Annotated in this window: 15 protein-coding genes and 1 pseudogene; 7 read left to right on the top strand and 9 right to left on the bottom strand. The window is 44.4% G+C overall.

Annotated elements, in window-relative coordinates; translation table 11 throughout:
• Nucleotides 1-16 precede the first annotated feature (16 nt).
• The 6 genes from JOJ89_RS06640 to JOJ89_RS06615 form a co-directional block, all read right to left on the bottom strand.
• Nucleotides 17-1,699: a choice-of-anchor I family protein gene (locus JOJ89_RS06640; protein ID WP_242524673.1), complete on the bottom strand. Its 1,683-nt coding sequence runs from the start codon at nucleotides 1,697-1,699 to the stop codon at nucleotides 17-19.
• A gap of 157 nt (nucleotides 1,700-1,856) precedes the next feature.
• The gene (locus JOJ89_RS06635) at nucleotides 1,857-2,366 is read right to left on the bottom strand and encodes an RNA polymerase sigma factor (RefSeq protein ID WP_203289965.1); all 510 of its coding nucleotides are present in this window, start codon (nucleotides 2,364-2,366) and stop codon (nucleotides 1,857-1,859) included.
• Nucleotides 2,367-2,485: 119 nt separating this feature from the next.
• Entirely contained in the window at nucleotides 2,486-3,046 is a 561-nt protein-coding gene (locus tag JOJ89_RS06630) for a DEAD/DEAH box helicase family protein (RefSeq protein WP_203289964.1), read from the bottom strand.
• A gap of 1 nt (nucleotide 3,047) precedes the next feature.
• Nucleotides 3,048-3,509 (bottom strand): GNAT family N-acetyltransferase, encoded by a 462-nt coding sequence (locus tag JOJ89_RS06625; RefSeq protein WP_203289963.1) that lies wholly within the window; start codon nucleotides 3,507-3,509, stop codon nucleotides 3,048-3,050.
• Between the two features lie 106 nt (nucleotides 3,510-3,615).
• Nucleotides 3,616-4,197, bottom strand: a complete 582-nt coding sequence (gene clpP, locus JOJ89_RS06620; protein ID WP_029282119.1) for an ATP-dependent Clp endopeptidase proteolytic subunit ClpP — start codon at nucleotides 4,195-4,197, stop codon at nucleotides 3,616-3,618.
• A gap of 21 nt (nucleotides 4,198-4,218) precedes the next feature.
• Entirely contained in the window at nucleotides 4,219-4,902 is a 684-nt protein-coding gene (locus tag JOJ89_RS06615; protein WP_203289962.1) for a sigma-70 family RNA polymerase sigma factor, read from the bottom strand.
• Between the two features lie 208 nt (nucleotides 4,903-5,110).
• On the opposite strand from JOJ89_RS06615, the gene JOJ89_RS06610 reads away from it, so the two are divergent.
• From JOJ89_RS06610 to JOJ89_RS06595, 4 genes are all read left to right on the top strand, one after another.
• Nucleotides 5,111-5,674: a DUF2179 domain-containing protein gene (locus JOJ89_RS06610; RefSeq protein ID WP_203290276.1), complete on the top strand. Its 564-nt coding sequence runs from the start codon at nucleotides 5,111-5,113 to the stop codon at nucleotides 5,672-5,674.
• A gap of 342 nt (nucleotides 5,675-6,016) precedes the next feature.
• Nucleotides 6,017-6,646 (top strand): LysE family transporter, encoded by a 630-nt coding sequence (locus JOJ89_RS06605; RefSeq protein ID WP_203289961.1) that lies wholly within the window; start codon nucleotides 6,017-6,019, stop codon nucleotides 6,644-6,646.
• Nucleotides 6,647-6,711: 65 nt separating this feature from the next.
• Complete coding sequence (locus tag JOJ89_RS06600; protein ID WP_029282126.1) at nucleotides 6,712-6,960, top strand: hypothetical protein; 249 nt, start codon at nucleotides 6,712-6,714, stop codon at nucleotides 6,958-6,960.
• A 14-nt stretch (nucleotides 6,961-6,974) separates the two neighbouring features.
• A complete protein-coding gene (locus JOJ89_RS06595; RefSeq protein ID WP_203289960.1) occupies nucleotides 6,975-7,823 on the top strand; it encodes a dimethylarginine dimethylaminohydrolase family protein in 849 nt (282 codons plus the stop codon).
• 29 nt (nucleotides 7,824-7,852) lie between these two features.
• On the opposite strand, the gene JOJ89_RS06590 is transcribed toward JOJ89_RS06595, so the two are convergent.
• Nucleotides 7,853-8,590, bottom strand: a complete 738-nt coding sequence (locus tag JOJ89_RS06590) for a ZIP family metal transporter (RefSeq protein ID WP_203290275.1) — start codon at nucleotides 8,588-8,590, stop codon at nucleotides 7,853-7,855.
• A 137-nt stretch (nucleotides 8,591-8,727) separates the two neighbouring features.
• On the opposite strand from JOJ89_RS06590, the gene JOJ89_RS06585 reads away from it, so the two are divergent.
• Entirely contained in the window at nucleotides 8,728-10,089 is a 1,362-nt protein-coding gene (locus JOJ89_RS06585) for an amino acid permease (RefSeq protein ID WP_203289959.1), read from the top strand.
• A 14-nt stretch (nucleotides 10,090-10,103) separates the two neighbouring features.
• Nucleotides 10,104-10,517: a hypothetical protein gene (locus JOJ89_RS06580; protein ID WP_203289958.1), complete on the top strand. Its 414-nt coding sequence runs from the start codon at nucleotides 10,104-10,106 to the stop codon at nucleotides 10,515-10,517.
• A gap of 545 nt (nucleotides 10,518-11,062) precedes the next feature.
• On the opposite strand, the gene JOJ89_RS06575 is transcribed toward JOJ89_RS06580, so the two are convergent.
• Nucleotides 11,063-12,295, bottom strand: a complete 1,233-nt coding sequence (locus tag JOJ89_RS06575; RefSeq protein WP_242524672.1) for an MFS transporter — start codon at nucleotides 12,293-12,295, stop codon at nucleotides 11,063-11,065.
• Between the two features lie 135 nt (nucleotides 12,296-12,430).
• Here JOJ89_RS06575 and JOJ89_RS06570 point away from each other — a divergent pair.
• Nucleotides 12,431-12,604: pseudogene (locus tag JOJ89_RS06570) on the top strand (DUF4025 domain-containing protein); the annotation flags it as partial.
• A gap of 30 nt (nucleotides 12,605-12,634) precedes the next feature.
• Here the strand turns inward: JOJ89_RS06570 and JOJ89_RS06565 are convergent.
• Nucleotides 12,635-15,697, bottom strand: a complete 3,063-nt coding sequence (locus JOJ89_RS06565; RefSeq protein ID WP_203289956.1) for a pullulanase — start codon at nucleotides 15,695-15,697, stop codon at nucleotides 12,635-12,637.
• Between the last annotated feature and the right edge of the window lie 231 nt (nucleotides 15,698-15,928).

The raw sequence follows: 15,928 nt of genomic DNA, 5'->3' as shown, positions 1-15,928 counted from the left end.
CCTGAGCCTTTTGTTTTTATTCATTCTTTTTATTTTTCACTTTCCATATCTCATTCACTGAAACTGTCCCGCTGACTTCAATCCCAACTAAGACCATTGCTTTGCCTGTCGGGCTGTTCTTTGCCGAAATGAACTCAAGTCCTTCCGGTGAAACATCCCCCGCGATGGCTGCTGAAAAATCCCGTGTGTTAAAGTAATTGGCAAACTCCGGAGAGGCAGGATTCGAGACGTTATAAGCCATAACGCCCCCAATCCGCTCAAGTCCGATAAAAGCATACATGTCTTTCCCGATTTTTCCGATTTTTACATCCTCAGGTTCAGGTCCTTTTTTCGCACTGCGCTTTTCAAAGGCGGTATCATCATTTGACCAGTTAAAGACATCCGGATAGCGCTCTGAGGTCACGGTCTCAAAGTCGCTGCCGCTGTCATAAACGAGCTCCATCGTGTCAGCCTTCCGGACAGAGAAAGATCTTCCTCCAAGAGTATAGACGGCATCCGTCCCGCGGTCTGTCAGTATCTCAAGCTTGTCGAACTTGCCTGATTTCTTCATATACTGAAATGTTTCTTCTGCTTTTGCTTCTGACATTCCTTTAAAAAGCGATGAGTCGAGGGAAATGCTGTTTTTTACATCCTTGAAATCAGAGATGTTTTCAAACTCTTCCCACTCGGTAGCATCTCCTTCGTTTGCGGTAACAAGATACTCCTTACCCTTGATCTTCATATAAGCGACGCTGTCAGGCATATACGCCCCGAGAACCGGAAGCCGTTCAAGCTCAATTTTGTCATTCCGCGCTACATCAAGCTCGTTTCCAGGCAGGGAATGGTCTTTATAACCGAGTGATTTAACATATTTGACCCTCCCATCCTTCAGATCAACTGCTGCAATCGCATTGTTTTCCTGCAGGGTCACATAAGCAGTGCTTCCATTTTCATCAAGGGCGATGTATTCAGGTTCAAAATCCCTTACAGCATCTGCTTTTGTTCCATGATTTCGGATATGAACGTTATCCTCAATAACATTCTTGTCATGAAATAGTGTCCGTTTTACACTTCCAGATTTAAGATCTGCAATTGTTACAGAACCCTCAGGATCAATCCCCTTTTCCAGTCCTTCGCGCGGCTCGCCTTCATCAGCCGATACGATGTAGCGGCCGTTTTCCGAGATTTTGACCATATCAGGCTGAACGCCGGCATCAAATATTTTAAGCAAATTCCCTTCATAGTCCAATACGGCAATTTTTCCCCGCTTTGTGTAGTCCGCTTCCTGAATGGCAACAGCAATGATGTTCTTTTTCGTATGGATGTCAATGCTTGTTACATCTCCATACTGAAAGGTGGTTGAGTTTACAGCACCTGCCATATCCAAAGATTTCTCTTTTTTAAGCTCCTGCTTTTTCCCTGAAGCAAGTTTTGCAAGGCTTACTATATCGATTGTCTGCTGCTTTCCGTTAATCACATAGAATTTTCTGTTGTCAGAATTGTATTTAACAATCTCAGCGACTCCACCGTCTTTATCTGTCATTCCGGTACTGAAGTTTCCAATCTTCTCAAGCTGAAGGCTGTCCGTAAAGCGAGTGTCAGCTGAAGAATCTCCTTTCCATTTGGCTTCTGCAGGAACATTGCCCAAAAATCCCGCTGATAGGATCACACCTGCTAATGACAAAGCACCTAATTTACAATACAGACTTGAACGTTTCAATTTCATTCCTCCTGTCCATTTAAAAACCTACTTTAAGAGTAGCGGAAAATAGGTGTCGTTTACGGTTAAGATTCTGTAAAGAAATGTTGAGGCTTTGTAAAAAATAAATAAAAGCATACAACACAAAAAAGGCTTATCCAATAGGAAGCCCTTTTTGTCATGATGCAAGAGCAGTCTTCAGCTGCTTTCTCGCTCTATGTATTTTCGTTTTAACAGTCGGAAGTTTCAGGGAAAGCTGTTCGGCTATTTCCTGATCCTTCATGCCAAGAAACAGCTTCATCATCATAATTTCGCGTTCTTCTGCTTTCAGCTCATTCAGCGCCTCTTTTGCTTTTTCTTTCAAAAACGCATAATCAGCGGTATCCTCCACGCACTCTCTTCCATCCGCAAGAACAAGGTCTTCGAGGGAAGTCTCATTTCTCTTTTTCCTGATAAACAGATCGATCGCCGTTCTTCTGGCAATCGAGGACAGCCAGTTTTTCAGTTTTTCTTTTTCAAAAATGGTATCAAGCTTCAAGAATGCCTTAATAAAGGTTTCCTGGACAATATCCTCCGCCATGTGCGGGTCTCTTGTCATTCTCAAAGCAATTCTGTAAATCGCGGTATAGTAAATTTGGTAGATTTCGTTAAATGACGGCTTTTCATACACCAGTGCTGCTGGGGGCATCAGACACTCACCCATCTTTCTCATATTCTGTTTTCTCTCTTCCTGTTTGATTATAAGCCAGCAGCACGGGGCGTTAAAGGAAACTTTTTCTTAAGATTTTTTAAAGAAGATTTAAGAAATCATAGATTGAACGTGCTTTTAATTCGGAGAGCTGTTTCTTCAGCCGCCAGATTCGTATTATTAATCCTCGTATAATTTGTTCTTTTTATTTCTCCTTCGTCCGAGTTCAGTCTGTAGATTTCCATGCTTGACAGCAAATCATTTTCTGACCAATCAAGATTGCGCTTAGTTGGTTTATGTGCAAGGCGGTGTTCACTTTTGTTGCGGAGGAGTCTTGCATCAGTATCCGCTTCAAGTTCTGCAAAGTATATGTCCGCACCTTTTGACTCAAAAACAGCGCAGACCTCTTCCACATAGTCCCAATCACCTTGTTGATCAAACGCCCATACATATGTAAAAATCAAACCGGGCAAATCACTCCCTGCCACTTCCTCGAAGATTCTCTTCCTGAATTCGCCTACTAATTTTCTCCCCTTCTCTGTCCCGTAATCAAAAAAAGGACTTACAAGGTCAATCGTCATATGATTATGAAAAAGCTTCAAATCCGTTATTTTTTCAAGCTGCTGTCCCACCGTCATTTTTCCGACAGCCTGCGGGCCAAAAAGCAAAACAAATTTCATATTAATTCTCCTTATTTGTCAGGGACTTTTTCATGCACAAACTTGCGGATTTGCCGATATAGGGTCCATAGTTTGGTATAGCGCTGTATCCAGCCCTTTTATAAAGGTTAATAGCTTCGTGCTGCTTTGTGCCTGTTTCAAGAACTGCATCAACATACCCTTTTTCTGCTCCTGTCTGTTCGAGCTGACGCACAATCTCCTTTGACAGCCCCTGTCCGCGAAACGCTTTTTCAACAAAAATCCGCTTCAGTTCAATCGTGCTGCTGTCGAATTCCTTAAAGGCTCCGCAGGCTGCTGCCACGCCATCTTTATAAATCAAAACCACATCGTGAATATCATCCAGCTGATTATGGGGAGTGTATTCCTTTTGCAGATCCCCGTACCGTTCATGCAGATCCTGATCAAGCAGCTTAACGAGGCTTAGAAAATCATCATTGCGGCCATTTGTTTTAACTAGTTTCATTGTCATGTTCCACCCCGGAAATTAGAATACTTTCTATTTTCAGGCAACAGAAGGACAATTACAAGAAGAAAAAACATGTCAGCTTAAAAGCCGACATGTTTTTGATCTACTTCCCCCCAATAATCTCATCAATAATGCCGTATTCCTTTGCTTCCGCTGCACTCAAATAGTAATCGCGGTCGGAATCGCGGGCTACTTTTTCAATCGGCTGTCCTGTCCGTTCAGCAATGATTTTATTGATGTGCTCGCGAAGCTTTAATATGCGGCGAGCTGAAATTTCAATTTCTGCCGCCTGGCCCCTTGCCCCGCCAAGCGGCTGGTGGATCATGATTTCACTGTTTGGAAGAGCAAACCGTTTTCCTTTTGTCCCCGCCAAAAGCAGCAAGGCCCCGAAAGATGCGGCCATACCTGTACAGATCGTTCTGACATCAGGTTTGATATACTGCATTGTATCAAAAATGGAAAAGCCTGCTGTAATCGATCCTCCTGGGCTGTTGATGTAAATGGATATATCCTTCTCAGGGTCTTCTGCTGCCAGAAATAACAGCTGAGCCACTGTCACGTTTGCCGTGTGATCATTAATTTCATCCCCAATCATAATGATCCTGTCTTTCAGCAGACGGGAATAAATATCATAGGAACGCTCTCCGCGGCCTGAACTTTCAATAACGTAAGGGATCGTACTCATCCTTTTTCCTCCTTCATAAGGCTATACAGCCATTTTCAGAGAAGCAGACGAAGACTGTCTGAACGGAATGTACACAAGTGCAGGGCTGTCAGTGCTTTCAAAGGTGAGGATATCAGGCAATGCCTTCAGTAGCGGTGCAGGATCCTGAAACTGCAGTGACGTATACATCAAATCAGCCAGCAATTCCTTCTCCACCTCATCCCAATACGAATCTGTTTCACCCTTTTCTTTGGATAACCGCTTTTTCGCTCTGAATAAAGCTGATTTGACAGACGTCTCTGATGTTCCAAGAAGCTCCGCGAGTTCATTCGCCTGATAGTGAAAGACTTCTTTCAGCAAAAAGACAACCGCCTGCTTTGGCGTGCACTTTGACAGAAGATGCTCAAGCAAGCTCCGCCGTTCAATCATCTGATCCGCATGATCCGCACCGCTCATTTCAGGAATCTCGCACGGAGTCTCTTTCTTGCGCTTTCTGACCACATCTATCCAGTGATGATAAGCCATTTTATTCAACAATGCAGAGCTTAAGGCATTCTGATCATAGGTCAAGTACGCCTTCAGCATCACTTCCTGGGCTGCATCCTCACCGTCATATTTATCCTGGGTCAAAAACCGGCAGTATTGCTGCAGCTTCCGGTACAGCTCCTTCATATCGGGATGTTCCTGCTTCTTTTCCTGATTCGTTGACAGCCTGTTGCCTTGCATGCTCTCACTCCTTTTTGCCTCTCTGCTTTATAAACGGATGAAGACGGGTAAAAAGATACGGGTATGATTCTTTTTATTTTATACAATTGCCAGCTGATATGACCAGAGACAGTAAAATTGGTAATTTCAAGAATGTCTGATATGACATGAAATGGGCAGAGAATTATGGTAAGCTTGCCGTATCTTCAGGAGAGGGAGTTTTTGTATGCTGCTGCAGGCGCTGCTTATCTTTATTCTGCAGCTGATTTTCGTACCGGTTTTGACGATGAGGACCATCCTTTTGGTGAAAAATCAAACGAAATCAGCCGCCGGCGTAGGATTGCTTGAAGCGATCATCTACATCATCAGTCTGGGAATTGTTTTTCAGGATCTATCAAACTTCTATAACATCATAGCCTATGTACTCGGGTTCAGCATTGGACTCTTGCTCGGCGGCATGCTTGAAAAGAAGCTTGCGATCGGCTACATCACGTATCAGGTAAACATACCCGAAAAAAACACGGAGCTGGTCAGTGACTTAAGAAATGCCGGTTTTGGCGTGACGGTTTTTGAAGGACAGGGAATGAATTCTGTCCGCTATCGTCTTGACATTGTATCCAAGAGATCACGTGAAGATGAGCTTCAGGAAATCATCCACTTGAGGGAGCCTTCAGCCTTTATGATGTCTTATGAAATCCGTTCTTTTAAAGGCGGTTACTTAACAAAGTCGATGAAAAAAAGGCAGAGTATGAAAAAAAATAAAACGGTAAAACAGGAAGGCCACTCAATATAAGCAGCGGCCTTTTTTCTATGCATGCATAATTGGCGGAACATGCAATAGCTTGTAATAAGGACATCAAACAGGAGGGATCTTTCATGTGGGTGATCACCCTTTTTTTGAAAGAATCGGTCAAAATGTATGAATTCAGTACAGAAGAAGAAGCCAGGGATGCGTATAAACAGTTAAAGGGGTGCAAATTCTTATCTGAAATTGTTTATTTTAATGATCCTTGCTTCTTATAGAAAGATTTCAGGGGGCCGCCTCGCGGCCTTTTTGAGTTGTCCTAAAAATATGTCGTACAGGCACTTTTTCAAGAATAGGATGACATATAGAGAGTGTTTAGGAGGCTGTTAAATGACCGTTTTTCTGACGTACATCCTTCTTGGAGTTTCGCTTGCGGCACCTGTTGGCCCCGTGAATGCTGCCCAGCTGAACCGCGGAATTAAAAAAGGATTTTTTCATGCGTGGGTGTTTGGAATAGGAGCTTTATCAGCTGATATTTTGTACATGCTCCTTGTTTTTTTAGGTGTGTCTCAGCTGATTGAAAATTCTTTCATGCAGGTGTTTCTTTGGTTATTTGGTTTTTTTGTCCTTATGTATTCAGGATTTGAAGGTCTAAAAGGCGCCGGGGAAATACATATTGATAACCGGAAAGATGCAGGAGACTCCCTTTTTGGCTCTTTTTCTTCCGGTTTTATTATGTCCATTTCAAATCCGCTTACGGTGATGTTCTGGCTCGGAATTTTCGGGTCTGTTCTTGCAAAAACGGCTTCGGAATCAAGCGTGCAGGATTTAATCGGCTATAGTGCAGCGATTATCCTCGGCATTTTGCTCTGGGATTTCGCCATGGCCCTCGCTTCAAGCTTTGCGAGGCGTTTTCTCCATTCTAAGCTGCTCATTCTCATTTCCATCCTGTCTTCTGTATCGATGATCGGCTTTGGCCTCTATTTTGGATGGCATGCTCTGATTGTGCTGTTTTTCTGAGTTTTTGTATGAGGCTTCTTTTGCCTGTACAGACTAGAAAGAGCAAATCAGCAGGAGGAATGGTCATGGAACAATCTGAAATGAATCAGATGCAGGAATTGGTCAAGCAGGCACGTGAAGCAGTCATTCACGCTCAGATGAATTTTAATCCAGAAGAATATCAAAAAGCGTTTAAAGCACTGACTCTGGCAAAAGAGCATGTGAACGCTGCCAGGGCACATGAGGAAGAGACGCCTGCCCTGCTTCATGCGAGCGAGCATTTGATGCATTTAAACGAAACGCTGACTGCCCTACAAAGCACGAATTCTTTCTAAGGAGCCCTGAATCTATGAATCCGTCTAAAATAAGCTGTCATACTGAATACGATGTGATGGAAAGCGTCGTGCTGTGCAAACCCCAATTTATGAGAATCCATCATGTGATCAATGAAACACAGCGTCGCTACCATAAGGAAAATATTAATGTAGAAACGGCGATTGCCCAGCATACGGCGTTTATGAATGTCCTGAAGGAAAATGGCATTGAAGTGCACCATTTGCCTCCTGAAAAAGAATTCCCGGAACAGGTTTTCACCAGAGACATTGGTTTTACAATCGGGGATACCATTTTCATCTCAGCCATGAGCATGCCGGTCAGGCAGGGAGAAGAGCAGATTCTGAAGGACTGGCTGAAAAACCATGATATTTCTTATATTGATCTGACAGAAGACCAGACCGAGGGCGGAGATGTCATTATTCATCAAAAGACCGTTTACATAGGCATCAGCGAACGGACAACCGAGCATGCCATCGAACATATTCAGGCAGGCATTCCTGATTATACAATCATCCCGATCCCAATAAAGCAGGAAATCCTGCATTTGGACTGCATTTTCAACATCCTGTCCCCTACCGAAGCCCTTATCCATAAAGCAGGGATGGAAGAAGCAGAATACGAGCTGCTCAAATCACATTTTGACCTGATTGAAGTATCAGAGGAAGAGCAGTTTGCTATGGGGGCAAACGTCCTTTCCATCGGCCATAAAAAAGTCATCAGTCTTCCTCAGAATAAAGGGGTCAATGGCGAACTGAAAAAACGGGGATATGACGTGATTGAAGTTGATTTCAGTGAAATTATAAAATCGGGCGGGTCATTCAGGTGCTGTACAATGCCTTTAAGCAGGAAATCCGAAGCATGAGGAAAAGCCAGGGGAAATCCCTGGCTTTTTCATGTGAAAATGCTGATGATCGCAAGCATCATCCCAAGTCCGCCTATAAACGCATAGGTCGAATACCGTTCATTTCCATCCCCGTGGCTTTCAGGAATCAGTTCCTTATAGACAATAAAGAGCATGGCACCTGCTGCAAACGATAAACCGTAGGGAATTAAATCAGCAATATAGTTTGTCAGCGAGTAGCCGAGGAGCGCTGCTGCAATTTCGATGCTTCCTGTTAAAGCAGCAAATAAAAAGGCTTTTAGTTTAGACATGTTCTGATTCACAAGATACAGGGCAACAAGCAGACCTTCCGGGGCATTCTGCAGGCCGATTGCAAGCGCAATGATTCCTCCAAGCTCTCCGGAATCACCGGCATAGCTCACTCCAACAGAAAGTCCCTCCGGAATATTGTGAAGCGTAAGGGCGGAAACAATTAAAAACGTCTTTTTATCAAGGTTAGGCATATAACTGAGATTTTCACGTTCGGGATGGCTGTGCGGGATGTATTTTTCCATGCGGTCAAGCACAAATGTCCCAATCAAAAGGCCTGTTAAAACAACCCATACATTTGACTTGACAAGCGCTTCCGGTATCAGACTGAAGCTGCACGCGGTCACCATGATGCCTGCAGTGAAGGCAAGCAGCATATCCCTGAACTTATGCGACAGACGGTTAAAAAGCAATATGGGCAGAGCACCGAGAGCAGTGGCAAACGCAGAGATGGAACTGCCGATTATCATATCCAGCAAGAGATCACCTTCCTGCTTAAATGTATTCACGACTCCATGGTATGTATGAATGTTTAAAATTGCCCCCTCCTGTTTTTTCACCTCATACATAATTGTCCCCCCATATTCGAACAATACCACTGTATAGGAGGGATTGTATGAGCAGCTGTACACCAGCAGGCAAAAACAAAAGCCCGGCTAAAGGTGATCTTGCATGGTGGCAATTATCCCTGATCGGCATCGGCTGCACGATCGGCACAGGGTATTTCCTCGGGTCCGGCATCGGAGTTAAAATCACCGGGCCGTCAATTGTTCTTTCTTTTCTTTTGGCAGCACTCGGTACATACATCGTTTTTAACGTACTGGCAAAAATGACAGCAGCCGACCCCCAGACAGGCAGTTTCTGCTACTATGCAGGAAAAGCGTTCGGCAAGTGGGCGGCCTTCAGCTGCGGCTGGAATTACTGGGCTTCAAACATCCTGATTATGGGCAGTCAGCTCACCGCCCTTTCGATCCTTTCGCAGTTCTGGTTTCCGCATATCCCTCTCTGGATCTTTGCGACCGGTTATGCTATCTTGTCCATCCTTGTCGTGCTGACCGGAACAAAAGGGTTTGATAAGACGGAAAACCTGTTTGCCGTGATTAAGTTTGCGGCCATCCTCATGTTCATCGTGCTTGCTGTGGCGGCACTGGCAGGAATACTGTCAAGTTCAAAGGAACCTGTTGTCCGGAGCGGACTCCCTCCTCTTTTCACTGGAGGAATCTCGGGTTTTTGGGCCTCCCTAACCTACGCATTTTATGCATATGGAGGAATTGAAGTCATTGGACTTATGGCCATGCAGCTGAAAAAGAAAGAAGATGCTCCAAAATCCGGAACAGTGATGCTCATCTGTCTTGCGGCCGTTTATGTTGCATCTCTTGTGCTTGCCGTTCTCATCGTTTCTGCAGATGTGTTTCACGAAAATGAAAGTCCTTTTGTCACTGCCCTTTCAGCTTATAATCTGCCCTTTTTCCCGCATGTTTTTAACGGGGCTATTATTATTGCAGGCTTTTCAGCCATGACGGCATCTTTGTTCGGCGTAACCAATCTTCTTGTCATTCTGGCAGATGATGGCGACGCACCGGCCTTTTTTTCCAAAAAGAGCAGGAAACTAAAAGATCTGCCCCTGCCTTCGCTTGGACTCGCTGTCATCGGTCTGATTGCTTCTATTATTACGGCACTGCTATTGCCCGGGAAAATTTATGAGTATATTACAACGGCAGCAGGCATTCTGCTTTTATACAACTGGTTCTTCATTGTGATCTCGTCGCTTAAGCTGCTGAAGCAATCTGTCCTCATGAAGATTGCCTCCTGGACCGGCCTTGTGCTGATTGTGTTTGCTGTCAGCGGCACCCTGCTTGATCATGAAGTAAGACCGGGATTTTATGTAAGCCTGCTTTTTGTGATGATCATAGCCCTTGTCTGTCTGTTTATGAAGAAAAAATGGAAAGTGAAAAAGACTGCCCCTAAATATTTTTAAGGAAGGTGCGAAACATGGCAAATGCCAAAAAAGATCAGGCAACAACCGAGGATGCGGTCCTGCTGATGTTCCTCTCGCTTGCAGAGAATGACGGTATTGAAATGAATGTCACGCTGAATGTGCAGGGCACCCTGGTCTCAGGGGTGTTGATCGGCTCCCGGGCTTATTACGACGGAATCACAGAGTCAGCCCATGATCTCCGGGATGATACGATGTCGCGCATTATCGGGAAGCGGTTTGAAGATTTAAAAGACGAATATGTGAAGCAAAAACAAGAACAGGGCGATAAAAAAGCAGACGAACAGGAACCTCCTGCTTATATCCACCTTAAAAATGCAAAATATCAGCAGACACAAGCGGTCCATCCGGCTTGGTGGCGCGGGAAAGTTTCTTCTGTTGATGCTTTTTCATTTGATTCATTAATCTGAGGCTGGGACGTCACTATTTTAGCCATGAAAAAACCGGACTAGGGTATAGCAGCCAGTTCGGTTTTTTTGTTAAAGGACTATAATAAATTCCTATTAGTAGGAGCGATTCGCCGGTTTTAATAGGAATGGGTGCTCATTTGTGGCGTCATTTACCTTAGTGGCGTAATTTTTAGCAGGGATGGATGTTCATTTGTGGCGTCATTCACACTAGTGGCGCCACTTTTATCAGAGATGGATGTTCATTTGTGGCGTCATTCACCCTAGTGGCGCCACTTTTATCAGAAATGGATGTTCATTTTGGCGTCATTCAACGTAGTGGCGCCACTTTTATCAGAAATGGATGTTCATTTTGGCGTCATTCACCCTAGTGGCGCCACTTTTATCAGAGATGGATGTTCATTTGTGGCGTCATTCACCCTAGTGGCGCCACTTTTATCAGAGATGGATGTTCATTTGTGGCGTCATTCAGCGTAGTGGTGCCATAATTGAACCCCTTTCCCAGCCTCTTTTTTCATGAGAAAAAGCACCCTGATAAAGGATGCTTTTTAAAAAAACTTTGGTTTCAGCGGTTTAGGCTTGGCTTTAAAATTTTTAAACACAAAGATCAAAAGCAGAATACCTGCACAGCCTGCTGCGATAAAGGAAATCGTTAAGTAATTTTTCATAACAGCCGTCATGATCGGCGGGCCGGCTGCTACTCCTATAAACCTTGCTGAGCTGTAAAAAGAAGAAATCGTTCCTCTCTCTTCTTTTTCAATGTTTTCTGTCACCATCGCATCCAGGGTTGGCAGCATGGCGCCAATCGCGAGGCCAGCGATGCTTGTCACGAGAAACAGCAAAAACCATTCATCCTTCACAAAGCCTACAAATGCGGTACTGACCGATAAAATGACCAGGCAGAGCATCGTGATTGTCCTCATCACTTTTACATTTCCTTTAATGGTTTTCCCTGTAACATACGCTGAGATGCAAAGGACAAGCAGCGGAATAGCCAGCATGAATCCTTTTTTGATGCCGGTAACACCGTACTCCTTTTCCAGATAATCGGACAAAAAGTACAAGATGGAAAACAGAATCAGCATGATAAAAGCACCGAGCAGAAAAACCAGATACAGCCATTTCCCTTCTTTTTTAAACGTCTTTCTCGTTTTTGACAGGAACTCGCTGAAAGCAGGCGGTGTTTCTGTCTTTTTTGGCACCTTCACGAAAAAAAAGACCAAAACGATGGAAATCAGGCTGAAAAAAGAGATTGAAAAGAATGGGACAAACCACAGAATGGATGCAAAAAATGACCCGATGATCGGACTCAGCACTTTGCCGAATGTATTTGATGTTTCAATAATTCCAAGACATGAACTTGTCTTTTCGTCATCATTTTTATACAAGTCACCGACAAGCGGCAAAATGATTGGCGACGCACCCGCTGCCCCAATGCCCTGCAGTACCCTGCCGACAATAATCAGCATGTAGGGATCCGGCAGTTTCCAGGAGGCAAATCCTGCAATCAGTCCTCCAATCATGGCAATGATCAAACTTGGTATGATCACTGCTTTTCTCCCTGCCCGGTCTGAAAGATACCCTGCAATCGGAATGAGGATTATGGAAGCAATGGAATAGCTTGTGATGACCATACTTGACTGAAAAGAGGTAATGCCAACCTCTTTTTCAAAAACCGGAAGAACGGGGATCAGCATGGAATTTCCAAGGGTCATGACCAAAGGGATGGAAGCCATGCTGATTAAGCACCAAATACTTACCTTCTTACATTGTTCAGCCATAGCCGCACCTCATATCAGAATATACGCTGCAAAATGCTTTTTAAAATGACTGTATTAGTGTTTCCTTTTGATGGTGAATTATGTGCTGTGAATGGTTTGTCCCATCCTGGAGCAATCTAATATCGAACGAACGATGCGGAGGTGTCAACTATGAAAAAACAGCCATCAGAAGAGCTTGCAGGACGACAGTTTGAGGTTTCTGACTATGAAGGAAAATCCCAGCTTGAAAAAGGCCTTGCAGAGACGCACGAACAGGTCAGCGATGATTACTACGAAGGTACAATTGATCAGGAAGACAGTAAAAAATAAAACCAGACGGAACTTCCGTCTGGTCTTTTATCATGCTGCAACTGCTCTTCTGCGAATAAGGAAATACGATCCTGCTCCAGCAGCAATCGCTGCAGCTCCAATCAGAATCAGCATATAGTGATTGGTCGCAGTCGCCGGCAGTGAGCTCCCGCCTGAATGATGATCAGACTTGGCTGGAACTGCTGCTTCCTGCTCATCTTCCGTTTTCTCTGGAGCGGAAGGTTTTTTTGGTTCGTTCTTTTTCGGTTCAGCCGGTTTCACTTCAGGCTTTTCCGGTTTGTTTGGCTTTGGAGCCGGCGGTGTCGGATCTTTAGGGCCATTTGTCTTTTTATCGCTTACTTTAATAACAACTGCAGTCAGAGGCTCGATTGTGATTGTATCTTTTTTCAGCTTAAAGCCAGTTTCTTTCTTCACCTTTTCTGCTCCTGCCTCGTCGTTATCCGCGACAACTGTTCCTTTTCGAAGATCTTCAGAAAGGGTCAGGGTTCTTTCTTTTGAGTCTGCATTGACAAACACAGAGTACTCTTCTTTTTTGTCCGAAGAGACAGCTTTGTATCCGATCATCAAATCAGATGCCTGTATCTCAGGAGCTTCAATCATCGTAACGTTAGAATCAACAAGCTCTTTGCTGCCGAGCCTGAAGGCGTCAGTTGATTTTCTCAGTTCAATGAGACCTGCTGTGTATTCGCGTGTTGTATTGTTAATCGGATACGCACCTGCATCTGTTGCTTTTGTCCAGTCAAATTTGTTAATGGCATCAGACGAGTCGTAGGAATCATGAATGAAATAGCCGAACGATTTTCCGTTCTCGTCTTTGAGTTCATGGAACTTCTGCTGGGGCATTCCCTCGCCAAGCCACTGTTTTGTCCTTCCATACTCCTGTCCCGCATGCAGGAAGGCTGTTCCCTGCGAAGTCAGGATCATCGCGTTTCCAAGGCGGATACGGTCATGAATTTCCTGGTTGTTCTCAGGAACTGCAGGGTCTTTTTTGATGGATTGCGCGATAACGTCATACAATGGAAGATTGTCATGCGCTTCAATATACTGAACCATGTCGCCAGGATCGTCAGCCGGAGTATTCGTTGGCTGGCCTTTGATGTTTTTCAATATGAGGTCAATGCTTCTCGCGCCGCCTGTTAGGAATCGCGGTTCACCTTCAGAACCGAATCCCGATTTCAGCTCATTTCGGATCTCATCAGAGAAAACGCCGACATCATTCGTTTTGTTCATCCAGTCCTGATCGGCACCTTTATCGGCAAGCGCAGGATCTGAAAGCTGTCCTCCGAATGTTCTCCAGCCTTCTCCGATGAAAAGGGCATCCTTATTGATATCGGCAGCTGCATTGTACGCATTTTGGATGGAATCATAAGTGGCATCCCCCATCATGTCAAAACGCATGCCGTCAATCTTATACTCTTCAAACCAGTATTTAACTGAATCAATCATCAATTTTTCAGCCATGTAATGGTTTGTCGCCAGGTTGTTGCCAAACCCGCCGATGAAATTGCCGTTTGCATCCTGGAACGCGTAGTAATTTGGAACAATATCATTCAGCATGCTTGCTTTAGCCATGTGCGTGTAAACAACATCGAGCACTACACCCATGCCCGCATCATGAACGGCATCAATCAAGCCTTTCAGTTCTTTAATTCTAAGCTCCGGATCTGCCGCATTTTTTGAATAAGCTCCGTCCGGTGAGAAATAGCTATGCGGATCATAACCCCAGTTATACTCATTATTTGCAGCAGAATACTCCATTTCCCGCTGTCTCATGTTCGTTTCATCACCGTAATACCAAGCCATGACAGGGAGAAGCTGAACGTGCGTTACACCAAGTGATTTAATGTAATCCAGCTTGTCTTTAAACGCGTCATACGTTCCCCACTCTGACGTCAAATCGCCTTCTATTGAAGGATCAGATGTGAAATCTCTGACATGAACTTCCCAGATGACGGCATCTTCTTTCTTTTCATAGCCGTCAATCTTTGCAAAATCAAGTCCCGCAGGATCTGTGCCTGCAAGGTCAACGATGGCCGCTTTACCGATAAGATCCCCGTCCGGTCCTGCTTCACCTTTCGTGTTAACCGTAAAAGGGGCCATTGATTTTGCGTACGGATCAAGAACTTTCTTCATTTCGCCGCCGTTTGTTACCTCATACTGATAGTAGTATCCTTTTAAATCGCTGACTCCAAGGTCGCCCGGTTTGGCTTCAACAGACCAGACCCCTTTATCGCCCATCGATAAATCGAGTTTGCCGATTTCTTTAGATGCATCGTTTTTATCGTAAAAAACAGCTGTCACTTTGCTTGCTTTTGGAGCCCAAAGCTTCAAAACAGCTTGTCCGCCGCTGTATGATGCACCAAGATCATCGCCTTCATAGGAATAAAGCTCATCAATCATTCTCCAGCCTCTTGTGGCCGTTACGGATTTTGTTCCGTATGTGACCGTGTAGGCATCGCCATTCAGCTCACTGCCAACGGTTACTTCAACTGTAGAAGCAGACGTGATTTTCGCACTTTGAACAGGTACTTCTGCCCCTGCTTCATCTTGTATTTTTAGAAAAGAAAGAAGATCTTCTTCCGTTAATCCTTCCGTTCTTGTTAAACCAAGAAGCAGTTTTTGGCTCGAAGTGATTTCAGCACTTATAATCGCCACTGGATTTTCCCACTGGGATGATGTGTAAACCGTATCATCTGCGTTTTTGATCCAAAGATGATTATAGTCTTCAAGCATCGTAAACACTTTGTCGCCGCCGGTTTTCTCACCCGTCACACGGTTTACAACAAGAAAGCCGAGCTTCTTTGCGCCTTCTTTCACCTTTACATCTATGTAGCGGCCGTGTTCATCAGACTGCTCATCCGTAAATGGGACAGCATCTTTCGGCCATTCCTTCGGTGCTTCGGCTACGTCTTCCCATAGCCACAGTCCAAGATCCTTATAGTTTTTGTCATCCTTAACATAATGGATTCGTACTGTGTTCTCCGGGAGATCCGGATCCTTTTCAGCAGCTTTTGCTGCCGGCAGATTCAGCGCCGGAAACACCGCTCCCAGCAATAAAACAAAAATCAACATGCTCTTTACCCATTTTGTCATGTCTCAACCCCCGTTATTAATCGATATCCCTTGGATGACTGTAAACTTCCAACGATGCGCAAACGTTTTCATAAAGCGTTTACATTTCTAATTAAAAGGAATTTGTCTCATTGTGTCAATGTTTTTTTGAATTTTCATGCTATTTAGCCCGTGTTTTGTCTGACTTATAATTACTCCTTAATCCATCTTCTTCAACTTAAGCCATCAGCCTGTCACCCTTGTTCAAATAAG

The organism is Metabacillus sp. cB07, assembly GCF_016839225.1.
GTDB lineage: Bacteria > Bacillota > Bacilli > Bacillales > Bacillaceae > Bacillus_P > Bacillus_P indicus.
This window is presented reverse-complemented; position numbering and strand designations above follow the sequence as displayed.

Excerpts from the sequence above, each read along its gene's own strand:
- JOJ89_RS06635 (WP_203289965.1), bottom strand. The coding sequence starts at position 2,366 with ATGCCCCCAGCAGCACTGGTGTATGAAAAGCCGTCATTTAACGAAATC.
- JOJ89_RS06630 (WP_203289964.1), bottom strand. The coding sequence starts at position 3,046 with ATGAAATTTGTTTTGCTTTTTGGCCCGCAGGCTGTCGGAAAAATGACG.
- JOJ89_RS06625 (WP_203289963.1), bottom strand. The coding sequence starts at position 3,509 with ATGAAACTAGTTAAAACAAATGGCCGCAATGATGATTTTCTAAGCCTC.
- clpP (WP_029282119.1), bottom strand. The coding sequence starts at position 4,197 with ATGAGTACGATCCCTTACGTTATTGAAAGTTCAGGCCGCGGAGAGCGT.
- JOJ89_RS06615 (WP_203289962.1), bottom strand. The coding sequence starts at position 4,902 with ATGCAAGGCAACAGGCTGTCAACGAATCAGGAAAAGAAGCAGGAACAT.
- JOJ89_RS06605 (WP_203289961.1), top strand. The coding sequence starts at position 6,017 with ATGACCGTTTTTCTGACGTACATCCTTCTTGGAGTTTCGCTTGCGGCA.
- JOJ89_RS06600 (WP_029282126.1), top strand. The coding sequence starts at position 6,712 with ATGGAACAATCTGAAATGAATCAGATGCAGGAATTGGTCAAGCAGGCA.
- JOJ89_RS06595 (WP_203289960.1), top strand. The coding sequence starts at position 6,975 with ATGAATCCGTCTAAAATAAGCTGTCATACTGAATACGATGTGATGGAA.
- JOJ89_RS06585 (WP_203289959.1), top strand. The coding sequence starts at position 8,728 with ATGAGCAGCTGTACACCAGCAGGCAAAAACAAAAGCCCGGCTAAAGGT.
- JOJ89_RS06580 (WP_203289958.1), top strand. The coding sequence starts at position 10,104 with ATGGCAAATGCCAAAAAAGATCAGGCAACAACCGAGGATGCGGTCCTG.
- JOJ89_RS06575 (WP_242524672.1), bottom strand. The coding sequence starts at position 12,295 with ATGGCTGAACAATGTAAGAAGGTAAGTATTTGGTGCTTAATCAGCATG.
- JOJ89_RS06565 (WP_203289956.1), bottom strand. The coding sequence starts at position 15,697 with ATGACAAAATGGGTAAAGAGCATGTTGATTTTTGTTTTATTGCTGGGA.